20 protein-coding genes are annotated in these 19,919 nt (G+C 62.0%); 13 read left to right on the top strand and 7 right to left on the bottom strand.

Going from position 1 to position 19,919, the window contains the following annotated elements; translation table 11 throughout:
- Positions 1-93 precede the first annotated feature (93 nt).
- Both GY791_06030 and pgl read left to right on the top strand, forming a co-directional pair.
- Positions 94-1,011 (top strand): LLM class flavin-dependent oxidoreductase, encoded by a 918-nt coding sequence (locus tag GY791_06030; GenBank protein MCP4327980.1) that lies wholly within the window; start codon positions 94-96, stop codon positions 1,009-1,011.
- A gap of 57 nt (positions 1,012-1,068) precedes the next feature.
- Positions 1,069-1,779: a 6-phosphogluconolactonase gene (gene pgl / locus GY791_06025; protein MCP4327979.1), complete on the top strand. Its 711-nt coding sequence runs from the start codon at positions 1,069-1,071 to the stop codon at positions 1,777-1,779.
- A gap of 60 nt (positions 1,780-1,839) precedes the next feature.
- Here pgl and gnd read toward each other — a convergent pair whose 3' ends face one another.
- On the bottom strand, positions 1,840-2,802 hold the full coding sequence (gene gnd, locus GY791_06020) for a decarboxylating 6-phosphogluconate dehydrogenase (GenBank protein MCP4327978.1): 963 nt from the start codon (positions 2,800-2,802) through the stop codon (positions 1,840-1,842).
- A gap of 247 nt (positions 2,803-3,049) precedes the next feature.
- Between gnd and GY791_06015 the strand changes: the two genes are divergently transcribed.
- Genes GY791_06015 through GY791_06000 form a run of 4 tightly spaced genes read left to right on the top strand, consistent with a single transcriptional unit; the run spans position 3,050 to position 6,848 of the window.
- Complete coding sequence (locus tag GY791_06015; protein ID MCP4327977.1) at positions 3,050-3,841, top strand: SDR family oxidoreductase; 792 nt, start codon at positions 3,050-3,052, stop codon at positions 3,839-3,841.
- A 14-nt stretch (positions 3,842-3,855) separates the two neighbouring features.
- Complete coding sequence (locus GY791_06010; protein ID MCP4327976.1) at positions 3,856-4,731, top strand: polysaccharide deacetylase family protein; 876 nt, start codon at positions 3,856-3,858, stop codon at positions 4,729-4,731.
- Between the two features lie 4 nt (positions 4,732-4,735).
- Positions 4,736-5,404, top strand: a complete 669-nt coding sequence (locus tag GY791_06005; protein ID MCP4327975.1) for a cysteine hydrolase — start codon at positions 4,736-4,738, stop codon at positions 5,402-5,404.
- Positions 5,405-5,423: 19 nt separating this feature from the next.
- Positions 5,424-6,848: an MmgE/PrpD family protein gene (locus GY791_06000; GenBank protein MCP4327974.1), complete on the top strand. Its 1,425-nt coding sequence runs from the start codon at positions 5,424-5,426 to the stop codon at positions 6,846-6,848.
- A gap of 40 nt (positions 6,849-6,888) precedes the next feature.
- Here the strand turns inward: GY791_06000 and fgd are convergent, their stop codons facing one another.
- From fgd to GY791_05970, 6 genes are all read right to left on the bottom strand, one after another.
- The gene (gene fgd / locus GY791_05995; GenBank protein MCP4327973.1) at positions 6,889-7,908 is read right to left on the bottom strand and encodes a glucose-6-phosphate dehydrogenase (coenzyme-F420); all 1,020 of its coding nucleotides are present in this window, start codon (positions 7,906-7,908) and stop codon (positions 6,889-6,891) included.
- A gap of 44 nt (positions 7,909-7,952) precedes the next feature.
- On the bottom strand, positions 7,953-8,399 hold the full coding sequence (locus GY791_05990; GenBank protein ID MCP4327972.1) for an acyl-CoA thioesterase: 447 nt from the start codon (positions 8,397-8,399) through the stop codon (positions 7,953-7,955).
- 34 nt (positions 8,400-8,433) lie between these two features.
- Complete coding sequence (locus GY791_05985; protein MCP4327971.1) at positions 8,434-9,363, bottom strand: acyltransferase; 930 nt, start codon at positions 9,361-9,363, stop codon at positions 8,434-8,436.
- A gap of 11 nt (positions 9,364-9,374) precedes the next feature.
- Complete coding sequence (locus tag GY791_05980; protein ID MCP4327970.1) at positions 9,375-10,181, bottom strand: enoyl-CoA hydratase; 807 nt, start codon at positions 10,179-10,181, stop codon at positions 9,375-9,377.
- A 105-nt stretch (positions 10,182-10,286) separates the two neighbouring features.
- Complete coding sequence (locus tag GY791_05975; protein MCP4327969.1) at positions 10,287-11,303, bottom strand: LLM class flavin-dependent oxidoreductase; 1,017 nt, start codon at positions 11,301-11,303, stop codon at positions 10,287-10,289.
- A gap of 30 nt (positions 11,304-11,333) precedes the next feature.
- Entirely contained in the window at positions 11,334-12,536 is a 1,203-nt protein-coding gene (locus GY791_05970; protein MCP4327968.1) for a CoA transferase, read from the bottom strand.
- Between the two features lie 335 nt (positions 12,537-12,871).
- Here GY791_05970 and GY791_05965 point away from each other — a divergent pair, with 335 nt between their 5' ends.
- The 7 genes from GY791_05965 (at position 12,872) to GY791_05935 (ending at position 19,911) form a co-directional block, all read left to right on the top strand.
- Positions 12,872-13,801 (top strand): alpha/beta hydrolase, encoded by a 930-nt coding sequence (locus tag GY791_05965; protein MCP4327967.1) that lies wholly within the window; start codon positions 12,872-12,874, stop codon positions 13,799-13,801.
- A 64-nt stretch (positions 13,802-13,865) separates the two neighbouring features.
- The gene (locus tag GY791_05960; protein ID MCP4327966.1) at positions 13,866-15,035 is read left to right on the top strand and encodes an extracellular solute-binding protein; all 1,170 of its coding nucleotides are present in this window, start codon (positions 13,866-13,868) and stop codon (positions 15,033-15,035) included.
- Between the two features lie 5 nt (positions 15,036-15,040).
- Positions 15,041-15,949 (top strand): ABC transporter permease, encoded by a 909-nt coding sequence (locus GY791_05955; GenBank protein ID MCP4327965.1) that lies wholly within the window; start codon positions 15,041-15,043, stop codon positions 15,947-15,949.
- An 8-nt stretch (positions 15,950-15,957) separates the two neighbouring features.
- A complete protein-coding gene (locus GY791_05950) occupies positions 15,958-16,860 on the top strand; it encodes an ABC transporter permease subunit (protein MCP4327964.1) in 903 nt (300 codons plus the stop codon).
- Positions 16,861-16,885: 25 nt separating this feature from the next.
- Positions 16,886-17,986: an ABC transporter ATP-binding protein gene (locus GY791_05945; GenBank protein MCP4327963.1), complete on the top strand. Its 1,101-nt coding sequence runs from the start codon at positions 16,886-16,888 to the stop codon at positions 17,984-17,986.
- Positions 17,987-18,115: 129 nt separating this feature from the next.
- Positions 18,116-18,922: a coenzyme F420-0:L-glutamate ligase gene (gene cofE / locus GY791_05940; GenBank protein ID MCP4327962.1), complete on the top strand. Its 807-nt coding sequence runs from the start codon at positions 18,116-18,118 to the stop codon at positions 18,920-18,922.
- A 17-nt stretch (positions 18,923-18,939) separates the two neighbouring features.
- The gene (locus GY791_05935; protein ID MCP4327961.1) at positions 18,940-19,911 is read left to right on the top strand and encodes a 2-phospho-L-lactate transferase; all 972 of its coding nucleotides are present in this window, start codon (positions 18,940-18,942) and stop codon (positions 19,909-19,911) included.
- Positions 19,912-19,919: the final 8 nt, after the last annotated feature.

Raw genomic sequence — 19,919 nt, 5'->3', positions numbered from 1 at the left:
TCAACTAGATTTCCTGGTGGCATTGGTCTGACAACGCCCGCCCGTGTCTATGAGATAATGCCCATCGGATGAAACTCGCCGGAGAGGGAATTGATGGCCAAAACTCATGACTTGAAGTTCTACGCGATGACGCTTCCAAACGTCCCTTGGGATGAGCTTCTGGCGCGTTACAAGAGCTTCGAGGACCTCGGTTTTGATATTGCCGGGGTCGCGGATCATTTTGTTGATTGGAGCAATCCGCCGTCTCCCTGGTTCGAGGCCTGGACCCTCGCCGCCGCAATCGCGCGCGAAACAACGCACATCAGGATCTCGACCTGCGTCAGCCAATTCCCGCTCCGCCACCCGGCAATGCTGGCTTTTCAAGCGCTAACGGTTGACCACATCTCCAATGGTCGATTGGATTTGGGGCTGGGCATCGGGCTGACCAGCGATCCCTCGTACGAGATGATGGGGCTTCCCAACTGGGGCAACAAAGAGCGCGTCGCCCGCTTCAAGGAATATGTACCGATCGTCGATCAGCTGCTGTCCAACGAGGTCTCGACTTACAAGGGGCAGTTCTACGAGGTCAACGGCGCGGTGATGTGCCCACGGCCCGTGCAGAGCCCACGTCCGCCCATCATGATCGCTGCCATGGGCCCGGTAATGTTGAAGATTGCGGCACGCCACGCCGACATCTGGAACAGCCTCAGTTTCGCCGAGTCATTCGAATCCCAGATGGAGGAGATATCCGAGCGGGTCGCATTGATCGATCAGCACTGCGCGTCGCTAGCTCGAGACCCGGCGACGCTTCGCCGCTCCTACCACATGTTTGACGCCGACGCCCGCAAGAGCGGCGGCCTGATCAGCTACTACGAATCCGAGGACCTCTTTGTCGAGATGGTGGAGCGCGTGATAGCGCTGGGTTTCACCGAGATCGGCCTCTACTACCCGACGATCGAAAGCCAACTACCCAAGTTCGAGAAGATAGCGACCCAGACCATCCCCCAATTGCGGGCGAACTATGCGACATAGGCAGCGCAATGATCGCGACGGCGTGGACTATCGAGATGGGGGCTTAGGGGGTAGCCTGTGACAGGTCGACGGAAACTGGATTCCCCTCAGGCGGTAGCCGAAGCGGCCGCGCACTGGATCGTTGAGCAGCTGGCACAGCGCGACGGCCGACTCTCGGTTTGCCTGTCCGGCGGTACCACACCGCGCCGGGCCTACAAAGTACTTCGGTCACCCGAGCTGCAGGACCGTGTGTCCTGGGACCGCATACACTGGTTCTGGGGGGACGAGCGCGTAGTGCCATCTGACGATCCGCGAAGCAACGCCGGCACGGCGTGCCGGGATTTTCTCGACCACATACCGGCCCCGCCCGAAAACCTTCATGTCGTCCCTACACACCTGCCGAGCCGCGATGCCGTCGCTGCCGCCTACGAGGAAGACCTGAAGAATTTTCATGGCGGGGCGTCGCTCGAGGGCAAACCGCTGTTCGATCTCATTCTGCTCGGGGTCGGGACCGATGGCCATACAGCGTCCTTGTTCCCCGGCTCTGCGGTGCTCGATGAGCAGGAAAAATGGGTGGCGGCGACCGACGCGCCGGATGGGCAGTCGCGTGTTACCCTGACGGTTCCCGCCCTTAGGAGCCGCCGTGCCGCCGCGGTCCTCGCCACCGGACAGGAAAAGCGGGAGATATTGGCGAGAATCTTTGCCGGCGAAGAGCTGCCGGTGACGCAGGTTGCTGCCGGTGGCGAGGTGCAGTGGTTCATCGATGACGCGGCCTGGCCTGAGGATTGACCCGTCGGACGGGGTGCGTCACGAAATGCGATAGTTATCGTCGGCCAAGCATCCGGAGCCTTACCGCTCGACATGACCGCCAAACGCGGCGCGCATGGCCGAGAGCAGCTTGTTGCCGAAGTGCTCCCGACGCCGCGACTCGATCCGTGCATAGAGCGCCGCGGTTAGGGCGCTGGCAGGCACATTGCGCTCTATGGCGGTGGCGACGGTCCAGCGGCCCTCGCCGGAATCCTGGACGTGGCCCTGATAGTCCGCCAATTGCGGATCGGCCGCGAGCGCCTCCGCGGTCAGGTCGAGGAGCCAAGACGAGACCACGCTGCCGTGGCGCCAAAGCTCTGCGATGGCGGCGAGATCGAAACCAAAACGCTCCTCTTCGGGCACATTCTCTTCGGCGGCGTTGGCCAGAATGTCGAAACCTTCGGCATAGGCCTGCATCATGCCGTATTCGATCCCGTTGTGGATCATCTTGACGAAGTGGCCCGCCCCCACCGGCCCGCAATGGAGATAGCCTGGCGGCCGGCCATCTTGCTTCGTCGCCACTGGCGGCGCGTGCTCGCCACTAAAAGCCAAGGCGCGAAAGGCTGGATCGAGGCGCGCGACCTCTTCCTTGTCGCCGCCGATCATCAGGCAATAGCCGCGTTGTTCGCCCCAGATGCCGCCGCTGGTGCCGACATCGACGAAACCCACGCCAGCCTCGGCGAGCCTGCGACCGCGCGCGACGGTATCCTTGAAGAAGCTGTTGCCGCCGTCGATGACCGCGTCGCCCTCGTCGAGCCTTGCCGTGAGAGCCGTTATGACTTGCTCGGTTGGGGCACCCGCCGGGACCATGACCCAAACGACGCGTGGCGGCGTGAGATGGGCGACCAGGTCGTCGAGACTGGATGCCACGGTGATGCCCGTTCCTTCGAGCGCGTCCCCGGCGTTGGTTATTGGATCAAAGGCAACCGACGAGATGCCGTGTTGGAGTAGGCGCCGCGTGATGCCGCTCCCCATTCGGCCGAGACCAACAATTCCGATGTTCATAATCCCCACTCATATCCGTGCTGGGTTTCCACCCCATGGTGGGTGAGGGCGGGGCCAGAGTATGGGCTATACTCCGCGCCTTAGGCAAAAGATAGAGTGGCCACGGTTGCGTCGGCAAAACGTGGATGCCGTCGATGCGCGGAGCCGCCGGAGCTATCGTGACAACGTTGGGCTTCGTGTCATAAAGCCCCTTACGGCACGGTCGTCATGGCGATAGAAATGCAACCGCGATTTTGGGAGCACGGACATGGAACTCGGCTTGAACGGAAAGATCGCGATCGTTGCCGGTGGCAGCAAGGGGCTGGGTGCAGCGTCGGCGAACGGCCTGGCCGCGGAAGGGGCGAAGCTGTTCCTGACCTCAAGGAATGAAGACCAGCTCGCCGAGACCGCCCGACGGCTCAAGAACGATCACGGTGCCGATGCAGAAATCTTTCCCGCCGACCTGATCGACCCTGCCGCCGCAAACGCCATCGCCGAGGCGGCCATTGAGCGGTTCGGAAGAATCGATATCCTGATCAATTCGGCCGGTGCCTCGCAGGGCGGCGTATTTTGGGAGATTTCCGACGAAGTATGGGAGGAGAGTTTCGCACTCAAGGTGATGGGTACGATCCGCCTGATGCGGGCAGTCGTTCCGAAGATGCGCGAGCGGAAATATGGACGTATCGTCACCATCGCCGGCAGCTCGGGACATCAGCCGTCGCCTCGGATACTCCCCGCCGCCGCGGCGAATGCCGCGCTGCTCGCGGTCACGACCGGTCTCGCCCACGAGCTTGCCGCCGATGGAATCGTCATCGTGGCGGTCAATCCGGGCCCGACGCGAACTGGGCGATGGAATACGCTCATGAAGAATCTAGCCGATCAGGGAGGAGTCTCGGTCGAAGAGGTCGAAGCGGGATTTATCGACCAGGTCCCGATGGCCCGCCTCGCGGCGCCCGAGGAGATCGCGCGGATCGTGACTTTCCTGGCCTCCGACGCGGCCGCCAATATGACGGGCACATCGGTGACTGCCGATGGTGGCTGGACGAGGGCGCTGGCGTAATTCGGGAGGCCATAATGAGCAATCCGCGTATACCCTATGAACTGGCGCATAAGCGTCCGGCGCTGACCGGACCACACGGCAAGACGCTCATTGTGCATCTGGTCGTCAACGTCGAGAGCTGGCAGTTCGACCAGGCCATGCCGCGCAAAATCATTACGGCGCCTCATGGTGCCGAGCAGATTCCGGACATCCCCAATTTCTCCTGGGCCGAATACGGCATGCGGGTCGGGATGTCTCGCATGCTCCGTCTGTTCGACGAACGCGGCCTTCCAGCGAGCACCAGCATCAACGCCGGCGTGATCGACAACTATCCCGCCTGTGCCACGGCCATGCTCGAGGCCGGCTGGGAATTCATCGGCCATGGAATTCACCAGCGCAGCATGCAATCGGAAAGCGACGAGGCCGGACTGATCCAGGCCGCGCTCGACAAGCTCGAACGGTTCACCGGCATGAAGACCCGCGGGTGGTTGAGCCCGGGCCTCAAGGAGAGCTACGACACGCCGGATATTCTGAAGGCGGCGGGAATCGACTACGTCTGCGACTGGGTACTCGACGATCTGCCGACATGGATGGATACCAAGCACGGCCGCATGATCGCGATGCCCTACAACGTCGAGGTCAACGACAGCATCATCTTTGCCGTCGAGAAGCACGGCTCGCGCGAGATGTTCACGCGTCTCCGAGACACGATCGCATGCTTCGAGGAGGAGATGGGCGAGGGCGCGCCGCGGGTGCTCGCGCTCGGGCTCCATCCCCACCTTATTGGCGTACCTCATCGAATTGGCTACCTTAAGAAAATGCTCGACCTGCTGGTTGACCGCGGCGACACGGTCTTCATGACCGGGAGCCAGATAGCCGATTGGTTCGTTGCGGCATCGAGAGGAGACTAGCGAAATGGAACCGCCGATTCTGGAGAGCCTCGAAGAGCGCCTCGATCCGGCGCACACCGCGCTCATCATTATTGATATGCAGAAGGACTTCTGTGTCGACGGCTTCGCCACGAGCAAGGCGGGGCGGCCCCTAGAGGCCGCGCGGTCGATCATTCCGGCATTGCAGGACCTGCTGGCGGCGGCGCGCGAATGCGGCGTAGTGGTCTGCCATATCGGGTTCTGGACGTTGCCCGACCATATGAGCGATTCGGCGCCATGGCTCGCCCAACGGCGGCGCTCAACCTATGCGTCGGACAAAATTGCGATCGCGGGCAGCGAAGGCGCGGAGTTCATCGATGAGCTCAAGCCCGCCGCCGGCGAGATCAAGGTCCTCAAACACCGGTACAATGCCTTCAACGGCACGGATCTCGATATGATGCTGCGCGCACGTAATATCCGCACTGTCGTGCCGACCGGCGTCTCGACCAACGTCTGTGTCGAAAGCACGCTGCGCGAGGCGTTCGAGCACACCTACTATATCTGCGTGCCGGAAGACGGCTGCGCGTCCTGGGATATGTCGCTCCATGACGCGACATTGAAGAATGTGAAAGCTCGATTCGGAATGGTCACGCGGGTCGACGAAGTGATCTCGATATGGCGGTCGAAGGCCCGCCGAACAGCCGCTGCCGAATAGCGGCCGGAAGGGAGCCCTCATGACCGACCGCGGCCTGACGTGCGAGGCATCGGAATTCGCGACGTACCTCGAATATGGAGATATTCCGGACGCAGCCCTGCATATCGCCCGGCGGTGTATCGTCGACGGGCTCGGCGTCATGCTGGCGGGGACCGAGCAACCGGCGATTGAGGTCGCCGACCGCTATCTCCGCCTCAACGGCGGTAGTCAGCATTCCCGTGTCGTCGGCGACACATCGCTTCGCGTGCCCGCCCATCTGGCGGCTTTCTGGAACGGCCTGGCCGGCCATGCAATGGACTGGGACGATAGCCAGCTGGCAGAAGGACCGGCTCGACCGTATGGGTTGCTGACGCACCCGACGATCCCACCGCTTTCGGCGGCCCTTGCCATCTCGGATATGTTGGGCGGCGTCGACGGCCGCATCTTCATGACTGCCTTCGTCGCCGGATTCGAGGTCGAATGCAAGATCGCCGAAGCGATCAATCCGGATCACTACAATCTCGGATTTCATACCAGCGGTACGATCGGTACCTTCGGTTCGGCGGTGACGGCCGCCAAGCTGCTTGGCCTGGATGCGCGTGCGATGGCGCAGGCGATCGGCGGTGCGGCGTCAATGGCGGCGGGTATCCGCGCGAATTTCGGAACCATGGGTAAGCCCATGCATGTCGCCCGCTCGTCGGAAAACGGCGTGACCAGCGCGCTGCTGGTGAGGGAAGGGTTCACGTTCAACGAGGAGGCGCTCGACGGGAAATGGGGTTACTTGTCGGTCGCCGGCCGCGGCGGCGATCCGACCTTGGTGCTCGGCCGGTTCGGCAATCCTTTCTCTATCGTCAGTCCGGGCGTCAGCATCAAGCCCTATCCTTGCGGCGTGCTGACGCATCCGTCGATGGATGCCATGAAGCTCCTCATGGAAGAGAACGAGCTTGCCGCTGATGAGATAGAGAATGTCACTCTTTTTGCCGCCAACAACATCCTCGGTCCGATCCGATTCCGCGTCGCAAGATCGGAGCTCGAAGGAAAATTCTGCATGGCTTTCCTGCTATCGGCGATGATCCTCCGCGGCAAAGCGGGGAAGGCCGAGTTCAGCGATGAATTCGTACTCTCGGAATCGGTTCAACAGATGCAGCAGCGTGTCGAAACGCGTTTCGACCCCGAAATCGATGCGATGGGACACGACCGCATTCGTTCGCGCATCGAAGTTGTGACCAAAGACGGCCACAAATTAGGGCACTGGGCGGACGAGAACTATCGCGGCGGACCGCATAATCCGATGTCGGACAAGGAGGTCGAAGGAAAATTCCGCGATTGCGCGGCAGGCCTGCTCGATGAGGATCGCACATGCGCGTTCTTCGATGTGGCGTGGGGGCTGGATGGGCAAAGTGATGCCACCATCCTCTACGATCTGCTCGACTGGCGCTCCAAGCGCATTGAAGCCGCACAATAAGCCGTCGGCCGGGCGCACCTGATGGGTCCCCCGCGGGGCGTCATTCCTGTGTGCGGTCGTCGAACCGTTGCCGCAGCCGTGGCAACACCTCGTTCGCATAAAGGTGAAGAAAACGTGCCTGGTCGGGACCCGGCGCGTGAAACACCAGGTGGGTGAAGCCGAGCTCCACATAGGGCGCGATGCGGTCGATATGCTCGTCCGGGTCCGTCGAGGCAATCCAGCGGCTGGCTGCACGGTCGGTCGGCAATGCATCGGCAAGCCGTTCTAACTCGACCGGATCTTCGACACCGGTCTTTTCCTTCGAGGTCAACGCAAGGGCGGCCCAATGACGCGTATCCTCGCTGGCCCGGTCGAGGTCGGTGTCGAACGATACCTTCATTTCGATGAGTCGCTCGACGGCCTCCGCGGGGCGCCCCGCCTCGGCAAGACCCTCGTCGACCTTGGGCAGGAGTGTCTCGCGGTAAAGCTCGGGCGTCTTACCGCTGGTGCAAATGAATCCGTCTGCGACCTGTCCGGCGAGTTTGGCTGCGCTCGGCCCGGACGCGGCGACGTAAATGGGAACCGGCTCCGTTGGCCGATCGTAGATGGTCGCATTCGTGGTCCGGTAGTACTGCCCTTCAAATGTGACGCGCTCCTCCCTCCATAGCCTTCGTATCAAGTCGATGGATTCGCTCAAGCGTTCAAAGCGTTCCTTGAACTTCGGCCAAGGCCGTCCCGTCGCCGGCACTTCGTTCATCGATTCCCCCGTGCCCACGCCCAGCATGACGCGCCCCGGGTACAGCATTCCCAAGGTGCCGAACGCCTGGGCGATGATCGACGGATGATAGCGAAACGTCGGCGTCAATACGCTGGTACCAATGGTCACGGTCGATGTGCGTTCTCCGAGCGAGCCCAGCCAAGTGAGGGAATAGGGTGCGTGCCCGCCATGGTGTCGCCATGGCTGGAAGTGGTCGCTCACGAAAACGGAGTCGAATCCAAGCTCTTCGGCAAGCACCGCGAAATCCAGCAGCTCACGAGGTCCGAATTGCTCTGCGGACGCTTTGTATCCAACTTTCAACATGGTTCTCCCTTCGTGCCGTGTCCTGGCACGCTGCGGCCTCGATGCTACACCGCCGTCCCCTGATAGCGGGCCACCGCTTCCCTGAACGAGTCCGGCACCCGCGCCGGGCGGTCCGCTTCCGAATCGATGATGACCGCCGCGATGTGCCCGGTCGCCATCAGTTCGCCGTCGCTCGGGCGGACGATGGTCGCCTCGGCGCGCAGGCTCGAGTTCCCGATGCGCGCAATCTCGCAATGGGCGTCGAGCTCGTCCTCGAAACGTGCCTGAGCGAGAAGCTGACAGCCGACATCGACGTAGTACATGCGAAGCCCCATCTCCTCGAGCCGGTCCCAGCGGTGGTCGATCTCATGCAGGTAGGCCATGAACGACTCGTCCATGTAAACGAGGTAGTTGGCAAAGAAGACATGCCCGTTGAGGTCGGTGTCGGCAAAACGGACCCGGACGGGAAAACGAAACCTGGCGAGCGCTCTCTGTTCCGACGCTTGCGTCATACGCCGGCTCGCCGGCGGACTGTCGTCTGCGGAGTCAGGCATCGCGGTCCGATCCCGGCGGCCGCCCCGACACTGATTCCGATGTTGATTCACCGGAACCAGCGAGCGCGGCATACTCCTCGGCATAGAGGTCCGGCCGCGCATCCAGCGTTGAAGGATAGCGGGCGCGATATTCCCGGACCTGATCGAGATCGAGTTGCGCGACGATCACTTCTTCGCGCGATCCGGCCTCGGCCATGACCCGGCCCTGCGGGTGCACCACCAGGCTCATGCCGCCCATGCCGACGTCTCCTTCCTTGCCGCAGCGATTCGCCGAGGCAATGAAGCACCCGCTGGTGATCGCCTCGGCCTGCATGACGGTCCGCCATTGCTCGATGCGGAAGAAATCTGTCGCCCTCGGCGCGCACACAAGCTCGGCGCCCTTCAGCCCGAGGAGGCGAACGCCATCCGGGACCATGAGGTCGGAACAGATCTGCAGGCCGATCCGTCCGCACCCGACGTCGAAGACCGGAAAACCGAGCTGACTCGGGCCGTAATAGTGGCTTTCGTAAAATCCCTGTACATCGGGGATGTGGTTCTTCCGATAGGTTCCACGGACGGTGCCGTCTGAATCGACGAGAAGCGCTGTGTTGAAATAATTGTCGCCCGCCCGCTCGAAGAGCGAGACGACCAGCACCAAGTCGAGGCGCTTGGCAACCCGACGCATGCACTGCGCGGTCGGGCCATCGATGTCTTCGGCGTGCGCCCGTCCCGAATCCGACTTCTCCCATGGGAACCACGGCGACGAGAACAGCTCGGGAAAACACACGATGTTGGCGCCCTTTCGCTGTGCCTCTTCCGCCATCCGGGTGGCCTTGTCGAGGTTCTCCTCGCGAGTTCCGGCTCCGTTCATCTGCACCAGTCCGATGGATACGGCCCGGCTCGACATACCGGCTCCGGCGGCGTCCGCGCGACTTTCGTTCACCCCAGCCTCGTTCATCGTCCGGTGAACCTGGCTTCGCGTTTTTCCAGAAACGCGCGGACGCCCTCCTGGAAGTCTTCGCTCAGAATGCAAGCCACCGCCAATTCGTCGCCCCTCTCCATGTCGCTCAGCGAGGGATCGGCCATGCACGCTTCCACCGTGCGCTTTGCGCCCTGGACCGAAAGTGGCGCGTTAACGGCGATCGTCCGCGCCAGATCGTAGGTGTAGGCCTCAACCTTTTCGACCGGCATAACGTGATTCACGAGGCCCCATTGGAGCGCATCCTGCGCATTCATGCGCCGACCCGAATAGAGCACCTCCTTGGTTTTCGCGGGTCCGATCAGCCGAATTGTGCGGAGCGTATCCGGGTAGCTGATGGTGATGCCGATCCGCGCCGACGGGATCGCGAAGACGGCATCCTCCGCCGCGATCCGCAGGTCGCACGCGGTGATCAGGATCCAGGCCCCGCCCATGGCATAGCCGCGGATCATCGCGATGACCACCCTTGGTGATTGCTCGATCGACTCGAGCGCGCCCTGGATTATCGGGTACTCGCCGACGGCATCTTCCGGGGACTGCGCAAGCTCGAGGAACTCTGTGATGTCCCCACCGGCGGAAAACGCCTTGTCGCCGGCACCCCGGATAACGATTACCTTGACGTTCGGATCCTCGTTTAGCGTCCTCATCACCGACGGAATACTCCGCCACATACCGAGCGTCAGAGCGTTGCGCTGATCGGGCCGGTTGATGACGATCGTCCCGATTCCGTCTTCGATCCGGGTCACCAAATCGTCGTTTGTCGTCGCACTATCGCTGTCCATCGCCCTCAACCCTATCTCCTTACATCCGGTACCCGTTGGTCGGTCCTCAATCTCCGTGACGGTCCTTTCCGCCGTGCCGATGCCCACCAAATAGCGGGCACCGGTTTAGCGAAACGCGGGAATGATATGCTCGCCGAAGCTTCGAACGATCTGGTGCCGGTCCGGCCCCATGGTGAAAATTTCCAGTCGCCGCACGCCCTTCTCACCGATTCGGTGAACAAGGTCCTTGGCCTCGTCTGGTGTCCCGGCGAGCACGAATTGCTGCGCGAGCTCATCCGGGACGTTGGACGCGGCCTCTTGGGCCTGGTTCAAATGTCCGCCCCGATAGGCTTCTCGAACCGCCTGCATCGTTTCCTCTGGGACGCCCACGACCTCCGCGATCTTCGGGGCAGTCTGCAGATACCAAGCGGTATCCAGCCGGGCCTCCCGAAGGGCCCGGTCCCGGTCGTCGTAGATGCAGCAGTTGACCAGGAATCCGATGTCCTTATCGTCCATCTCACCGCCGGCCTCTGCCACCCCGGCGGCGAGATGTTCCAACGCGAACACAACACCTTCCGGCGCCATCCCGACACGCACGATGGCGCCGTCCCCCATCGCGCCGGCCAGCTTCAGCATTCGCGGTCCGGACGCCGCGACCTGGATGGGAATGTCGCGGCGCAACGCATAGCGCACCGTCGCGTCCTTCGCCTGCCAGTGTTCGCCAGAATAGGAGACGGGTTCTCCGGAAATGAGATTGCGCAAGAGCGGTATCCACTCCTGCATCTCCGCGACGCGGGCCGGCCGAATTCCGAGCTCCTGCTGCGGGCGGTCTCCGGTTCCGACTCCCAGGATCGCGCGTCCTTCCGAGATCTCGTCGATTGTCGCGATCGCGTTAGCGTTGATGGCCGGATGGCGGGTAAAAGGATGGGTGACACTGACACCGATTTTCGCCTGTTTCGTGTGCTGGGCGCAGAGAGTCAGGTACGCGTAAACGTCGCGTCCGTGGAGCGACGAGTCGCAGACCCAGATGTATTCGAACCCCAGGTCCTCGGCGGTTTCGACCAGTCGGATGAAATCTTGGGGAGGGTCGTTCGCGACAATGGCCAGGCCGAAACGCCACCTCCCGTTGCCCCCCTCGATCATCTGTTCATCTCCATTCGGCTCGCCACAGGGTCAGGACTCCGGGCAGCCGATGGCACCCGCGGCAGCCAATCCCGCGATTTCGTCGTCGGTGCGATTGAGTACATCCCGTAGGATCGAGGCAGTGTGCTCGCCGAGGTCCGGCGACGCTTCGGACGGTCCAACATTGGCGTCGGAGAAGCGCAGCGGCGTATTGACGACGCGCAACTTTCCGGCCCGATGGTGACCGACCTCGACGACCACGTCGCGAGCCTGAATTTGGGGATCGTCGACCACCCGGTCGACCGTGTTGACCGGACCAGCCGGAACCTGTCGGCTCTCCAGAAGCGACACCCACTCATCCGTATGCCGCGTGCGTGTGATCTCTAGGAGAATGCCCTCCAGCTCATCCCGTCTTTTGGTGCGGTCTGGGTTCGTTCGGAAGCGGGGATCATCTGCTAATTCCGGCCGCTCCACGGCGTCGCAGAAGTCCTTCCACTGCTGGTCCGATCCGACGGCGAGGCACATGTACCCATCCTTCGTCTCTATTACCTGCATCGGCGTCGCGACCGGATGCCGCCCACCCTCCGGCATCGGGATCTCGCCGGTATTCAAGTAACGGCTGAATGCGTTCTCGAGCAGCGCGACTTGAGCATCGAGCATCCCGACTTCGACCCACCCGCCTTCGCCGCTCCGGTCGCGTTTGTGCAGGGCCGACAGAATGCCATTTGCCAGGAAGAGCGCGGCGCCGATGTCCCCGATCGAGAAGCCGACACGGACGGGGGCTCGACCGGGTTCTCCAGTAATACTGATCGTGCCTGCCATGCCCTGGATCAGCATGTCGAAGGCCGGTTTCGAGGCGTAGGGGCCGGTTTGGCCGAATCCGGAGCACGACGCATAGATGATCGAACCGTTTCGTTTGCGCATGTCCTCGTAACCGAGGCCGAGGCGCGCGGCCGTGCCGGGCAGAAAGTTTTCGACGACGATGTCGACCCGCTCGGCGAGGTCGAGGACCAGCGCGCGCCCGTCGTCGTGCTTGAGGTTGACCGCGACGCTCTTCTTGCCGCGGTTGACGCTGAGGAAATAGGTGCTGACGTCTTCGACATATGGGCCGACCTGACGAGAGAAATCGCCGCCGTCGGGGTTTTCGACCTTGATGATCTCGGCGCCGAGATCGCCGAGGACCATGGTCGTATAAGCCCCCGCCAGATACCTGGTGAGATCGAGGACCCGTACACCGTTCAACGGGCCGGCCATCGACACCCTCTCGCCGTTTTTTTGGCCGTAGGCCACGAACTGTATCGCATGGGGATCATATTGAGCCCCGAATCGCGCCGCGCGCAAGCATTTGAACGCTTGCCGTGCCCCATACGGCCGTTAACGGGAATCGGCCATGTGTTCGCACGATTTCCGTAGATTTATCATAGAGGTGCATGCGACGCTAGTTTGGGAAAATCGATTGATTGACAACAAGAACGGGTTCCAACTCGGGCGATAGGCGGCGAAATTGCACGGAATTGGCGGGCTGGGATTTGACCGCCGTAATCCTGCCGTCCACTGCGCCCCAAAAACGACGAAGCATTGGACAGGACATGCCCCACGCGACGACTTCCGACGGAGTGAATCTCTACTACGAGGAAACCGGATCGGGGACACCGATTCTTTTCGTTCATGAGTACTCGGGCGACTACCGGTCGTGGGAGCCGCAGATGCGTTACTTCTGCCGCCGCTATCGGTGCATTGCGTTCAATGCGCGCGGATATCCGCCATCGGACGTTCCTGATGACGTCGAAATGTACAGCCAGCAGCGTGCTGTTGAGGACGCGAAAGAGCTCCTGGACCACCTGGAGATCGACAAGGCCCATATCGTCGGTCTTTCCATGGGCGGTTACACGACGATGCAGTTCGGAGTTCTCTGTCCGGAACGGGCGCTGTCGATCATGATCGGCGGCGTTGGATTTGGAGCCGAGCCCGATCAAGCTGAAAAGTTCCGCTCGGAATTGGAGCAAGTGGCGCAGCGATGGGAACAAGAGGGCGCGAAGAAGTTCGCACCGGTCTGGGGAATGACACCCGGCCGCGAACAGCTCGAGGCCAAGGACCCTCGGGCCTACAAGCAGTTTATCGAGCAGCTTTCGGAGCACTCCGAACGCGGCGCCGCGAACACGCTGCGGGGCGTGCAGATGCTTCGCCCCTCGCCGTTAGAAATGGAAGCGGAGTTGAGCGCAATGACGGTACCGGCTCTGATCACGCATGGCGACGAGGATCGGCCGGCGCTGGCGACCGGCGCCTTCCTCAAGCGTACCATTCCATCCGCCGGATTGTTCGTCCTTCCAAAGACGGGGCATACCGTCAACATCGAGGAACCCGCGTTGTTCAATCAGGTGCTGCAGGAGTTTTTCTCGACTGTGGAGAACGGGCGCTGGCGGCTGAGGGACAAGCGAACCGAGACTCCGATCACGTTGCTCGGCCCGAGTCCGGAAGACTTGACAGACTCACCGGCCGACAAGACAATGACCACATAAATATAATCCACGCGCGGGCGAGGGATTGATGACATGAACTCCTGCGCGGGCGGGAGGACAAACCATGAATCAGCAACAATTTGGCCGACGGCTGTTTCTCCAGGGCCTGGGCGGTATAGCTGCGGCTGCGTCGCTCGGTAGAATCCCCGATGCGATGGCCGCCGAGGAGGAGTTGAAGTTCTGGGCGCCCGGCGTCGCCAAGGTGGGGGGTAAGGACTTCAGCGTGATGGGTGCGCAGGCCGGCATCTCCATCAATCATACGGCAAAGAGCGCCCGGGCCGACGAAGCGATCCAAAAGATGGTGGTTGGCGACGGTCAGAAGCTATTCGATGCGATGACCGACAACGGCGGTGGCATGGAGGACGCGCTGGCCGAAAACGGCGCTATCGTAGCCCTCGATACAGATCGTATCTCGAATTGGGGCAATATGCTCCCAGTCTATCAGGACGGCGGGGCAGCGGCCGACACGATTCGCTATGAGGGCAAGGTCTATGCCGTGCCTTACCTGTCGAACGCCGATTCGATGGCCTACAACTATGACGAGCTCGGATTTCATCCCGATTCTTGGGGGGTGATGTTCGACCCGCAGTTCAAGGGGTACGTAGCGCTTCAGAACGACCGCGGACCGACCCTCACAAACACGGCGATCTATCTGCAGCAGAGTGGCAAAGTCGATATCGTAAATCCATCCGACATGACCCCCGACGAGGTCAAGGCGGTATGCCAGTTCCTTATCGATCACAAGAAAAAGGGCCAGTTCCGCACCTTTTGGGATGGTTTCATGAACGGCGTCGACCTGTTCACCAGCCGCGAGGTCGTCATGGCCTCGTGCTGGGAACCGATCCAGCTAGTCGCGCAGAAGAAGGGTGTCAACATACTATACGGCACGATGAAGGAGGGGCATCAGACCTGGAACAACGTTGTGATGCTGACCAAGGGAGGAGTGGAGCGCGGCGCCGACGGAGCCTTTTACAAGCTCGCCGATCTCTATCTGTCGCCGTGGTTCGGCGCACGCACCTTGAACACCTATGGCTTCGCGCCGCAGATGGTGAGCGTGGAAGCCTATCTCGATGCCAACCCGGACGATTTCGATGCCGACACCCGTGAACGGCTCAAGGATATCCTGGCGCGCAAGGCGAACCGCTACGCGGTAAAGGGCAACGCATGGCAGAACGTCTTTCCCACCAACATCCGCGCCTATCAGGATTGGTGGAGTAGGGTGCAAGCTGCCTGACCACGATGCGCGAGGGCGATAATCTACCCTCGCGCGCCGAGGGTCGTCGTTGGCGGCTGTTCGGCGAAGACGGGCCGTCACGCTACGTCTTCTACTTGCCGGCCGCCTTCATGGTGGTGTTTCTGGCGATTCCCATCGCCCTGACCCTGGTGTGGAGCTTTTTCGAGCGCACCGACTTCTGGATGAAGCCGGGCTTCACTCTATTCGCTTACGAGTTGTTCTTCACCTCGGCGCGGGCGGAGAACTTCGCCTTCGCGATGTACCACTCCGCCATCGCCGTGGTGATCTCGTTCATCATCGGATTCCCGGTTGCGGTCTTCGTCCGCCGGCGTGTGCCCGAGGTCGTCCAGCATCGGGTGATCCTGCTTTTCATCCTGCCGTTCATGATCTCCGAGATCATCCGGATCTTTGCGCTCCGACCCGTCCTCGGCCGGTACGGTCTGGTCAACAGCTTCCTCATGGACATCGGCATCATCAGCGAGCCGATCTCCGCCATGCTGTTCACGCCAGTCGGTGTGATCATTGGCGAGGTGATGTCCTTCCTGCCGTTCATGGTCTTCTCAGGCTTCCTCGCGATGGAGGCCGTACAGCGTTACATCTTCGAGGTCTGCGACGATCTCGGCGCGGGCACGGCCCGTACCTTCCGGCACATCATCCTCCCCCTCGCGGCGCCCGGCATTTTCGCCGGCAGCGTGTTCATCTTCGTCAACGGGCTCGGGGTCGGCTTCATTCCGAACATCCTCGGCGGCCCCGGCGCCGTCAACGCGGGTTCCATCGTGTTCGAGGCGATCGCGACGATCGATTTTCCACTCGCCATGGCGGTCAGCGCGATCATGATCGTGACGTTGGTGGCGCTGCTCTACATTGGCCACCGGATCTTCGACCTGACCCGGCTTCTCCAGCCGATTAGCTGAGCCGGGCAATGTACGACTACCGTAACTCGTTGAACTACTGGTCCATGTGGATCTACGTGATCGCCACGGTATTCGCGCTGCTCCTGCCGGTCTTCTACATCATCTACATCTCGTTCAACGAGCACGGCTTCGGGTCTCCCCTCTACGAGTTCACCTGGGATTGGTATCGGGTGATGTTCGACAACACTCAGATCAACGATTCGCTCAAGTGGACGGCGGCGCTCGGCGTGACAGCGGTCGTCACCGCGGTACCGATGGGACTGCTCGCGGCGAAGCTCTACAAGCGTACCCGGCGCAAGGTGGCGCTGGTCATGCTGATGCTTTCGCCCCTGTTCGTGCCGTCCGACATCCTCGGCTCTGCCTTGCTCGTCTACTTCAAGAACCTAAACCGCGCATCAGAGAGCCTGGGTGAGGCGCTGGGGGTCGACTGGTTCAATGGCTGGTTCGAGCTCGGATTCACGACCGCCCTGATTGGGCAGATCCTGTGGACCGTGCCTTATGCGTTCATCGTAATCCTTATCACCATGTCGCGCTATCGCGACGTGCAGACGGAGGCGGCGCGAACCTGCGGGGCTACGGCCTGGAAGGCCTTCTGGCTGGTCGAGTTCCCGCAGATCCGGGTCGGCGTGTTCGCCGCATGCGCTTTCGTCTTCATCCTTGCCTTCAACGAGTACACTCGGACCGCCCTGCTCAAAGGGGGCTTCGACACCTTTACGACGGTGTTGGTCTCGCACATGCTCAACACCGGTATGTCGGAGGACTCCTACGCTATGGCCAGCCTGGTTAGCGCGCTTTCAATGGTCATAATCGGGGCCGTGCTCGTCTACAGCCTGACCCGTGTCGAACGGCTCGAGCGCGAGGCCCGCGCCACTGTCGCGCCCGCGGGAGCAATCGTCGGGTCCAGCGGATGAGACAACATCTCGACGTGTGGCGGTGATGGGCGACGAGGTGGAATTTGCGGTTGAGGCCGTCGGTCTCACCAAGCACTATGGCAACGTCACCGCCTTGCGCGACGTGACCATGCGCATCGAGGCCGGTCACTACTTCGTGCTGCTCGGTCCGAGCGGCGGCGGCAAGACCACGTTGCTGCGGCTCATCAGCGGCCTCATTCGGCCGAGCGCGGGGCGCGTCGCCCTTCACGGTGTCGACGTGACGTCGATTCCGGCGAACGAGCGGCCGACGACGATGGTTTTCCAAAGTTTTGCCCTGTTTCCCCATATGAGCGTGGCAAACAACGTGGGCTTCGGGCTCAAGCTGCGCAAGATGCCGCAATCGGCCGTGCAGGAACGGGTCAAGCGGATGCTCGAACTGGTTGGCCTTGCGGGGTACGAGAAGCGCATGCCCCATGAGCTTTCCGGTGGGCAGCAGCAGCGGGTTCAACTCGCCCGGTCGCTGGTTCTCGACCGTGACGTGCTGTTGCTCGACGAGCCTTTGGCGTCACTCGACGAAAAGCTGCGCAAGGACATGTGCCTGGAGCTCAAACGTATTCAAGAGCAAGTGGGAATCACCTTCATCCACGTGACCCACAACCAGCATGAGGCGATGGCGGTAGCCGATCGCATCGCCATCATCGCCGACGGCCGTCTGGTAGAGGAAGGGAGTCCGCGAGACATCTACGAGCGACCGATCAAGCGCTTCACCGCCGATTTCGTAGGCGACGCCCAGGTCTTTGACGGCCGGGTGACGGCGGTCGACGGGGCCAGAGTGCGCGTCGACATCGGACTCTCCGAAGTGGACGCCGCGACCTCCGGAGAGACCCCGAATGCCAACGATCCGGTGTCGATTTCCGTGCACTCGGACCTCCTTCAAATCCTGTCCTCGGACGAGCCCGTGCCCGACGACGTTCAGACAGTGCCGGGCAATTACGTCACCAAAATCTACCTCGGACTCACCAGCTCGCATGTCGTCGCCCTTGCCGACGGGTCGGAAGTCAGCGTGTGTCGCGTCTCGCACGGCGATCATGTGCGAACGTTCGATCCCGGCGCCGAAGTCCTGCTCGGCTGGCGCCTCGATCACGCGCGGCTGCATACGAGCTAGGCAAGGTGTTGATTATCCTCGATCTCGTGATAGAGATTGCGGTCGTGGAGGCATTGACGCCCTCGTTCATCCTAATTGATCAGGGCCGAAAAGGCCGTGACGCACGGATGCGATAAATGGAAGGGCCGGATGAACAAGGTTCGCGATAGATTCCGACGGTCAGCGCGAACGGCCCACACGGCGGGGTTTTTCGCGATCGTGGGAATTCCACCGGTCAAACGCGACGACGACATTGCCGCACTTATCGGCGATGCGTTGATCGCGCAAGGCGAGACCTTGGTCGACGGCGACATCGTCGTCATCGCCCAAAAGATCGTCTCCAAGGCCGAAGGTCGATGCATCGATCTGGCGACGGTGACGCCGTCCCTATCAGCCCTCGACCTTGCCGGTGAGATCGACAAGGACCCCCGGCTCGTCGAATTGATCCTCGCCGAGTCAGGTGAGGTCCTGCGGACCCGTCCAGGCCTGATCGTCGTCGCCCATCGTCTCGGCTTCGTCCTGGCCAATGCGGGCATCGATCAGTCCAACATCGGTCCCGATGACGGACGCGCATGGGCCCTCCTCTTGCCCATCGACCCCGACGCCTCGTGCCGGCGCATCGGCCGCCGGCTGGGCCGGCGCTTCGGATGCAGGGTCGGCGTCATCATCAACGATAGCCTCGGCCGTGCCTGGCGCAACGGTACGATCGGCACCGCAATCGGTGTCGACGGTGTCCAATCGGTCTTGGAACTACGCGGCCACCCCGACCTTTTCGGGCGCCCGTTGCAGACCACCGCGGTTGGGGTCGCCGATGAGATCGCAGCGGCGGCGTCACTTATCCAGGGCCAGACCGATGAGGGCCATCCCGTCGTTATTGCCAGGGGGTTGTCTCGCTATTGTGGGCGCGGCAGCGGCGCCGACCTGGTTCGGGAACGCGAGCAGGATCTGTTCCGATGAACAGCGATCGAGAACCGATTGCACCTCGGGTGGTCGCCCTTTCCGGAGGCATCGGCGGCGCCAAGCTCGCGCTCGGCCTGGCACGATTACTGGGCGAGGACGACCTTCTCGTCATCGCCAATACGGGCGACGATTTCCATCACCTCGGGTTCCACATCTCTCCCGATGTCGACACGTTGATCTATACGCTTGCCGGTCTCAGCGACCCGGAACAGGGTTGGGGCCGACGGGACGAAACCTGGAGTTTCATGGAAGCGCTCGACGCGCTCGGCGGTGAGACCTGGTTTCGCTTGGGGGACCGCGACCTTGCCCTTCATGTCGAGCGGTCCGGCCGCCTGGCCAGGGGCGAGACATTGACGACGGTGATGGAACTTATCGCCCATCGTTTCGGCGTTCGGCACCGCATCGTGCCGATGAGCGACGATCCGGTGCCGACAATCGTCCTGACCGATCACGGCGATCTGGCCTTTCAGCACTACTTCGTACGCGAGCGATGCCGGCCACGCGTGCGCGGCTTTCGCTACCGCGGCGCGGAAACGGCGCGGCCGCAATCCTTGGCCCTCGAGGCACTGCGTGGCTCCCGGCTCGAAGCGGTCGTCCTTTGTCCGTCTAACCCGTTCATCAGCATTGATCCGATCCTCGCCATACCCGGCCTGCGAGCGGCCATCGAGTCGAGTGCTGCCCCCGTCATCGCGGTTTCGCCAATCATCGCCGGCGCAGCGCTCAAGGGTCCGACCGCCAAGATAATGGCGGAACTCGACCTGGAGGTTTCGGCGCTCGGTATCGCGCGGCACTATCGCCAACTCCTCAATGGGATCGTCATCGACGAAAAGGACCGGCATATTCTCGGCGCCATCGTGGATACCGGAATCGCCGGTGTGAAGGCGGAAACGGTCATGGTCACCGAGTCCGACAAAGTTGCCGTTGCCGAACAGGTCGTCGATTTCGCGCGTCATCTCGCCGCCGTGCCGACGGCGGCCGCGGGTTGAGGGAGGAG

Source organism: Alphaproteobacteria bacterium, from assembly GCA_024244705.1.
Classification (GTDB): domain Bacteria; phylum Pseudomonadota; class Alphaproteobacteria; order JAAEOK01; family JAAEOK01; genus JAAEOK01.
This window is presented reverse-complemented; position numbering and strand designations above follow the sequence as displayed.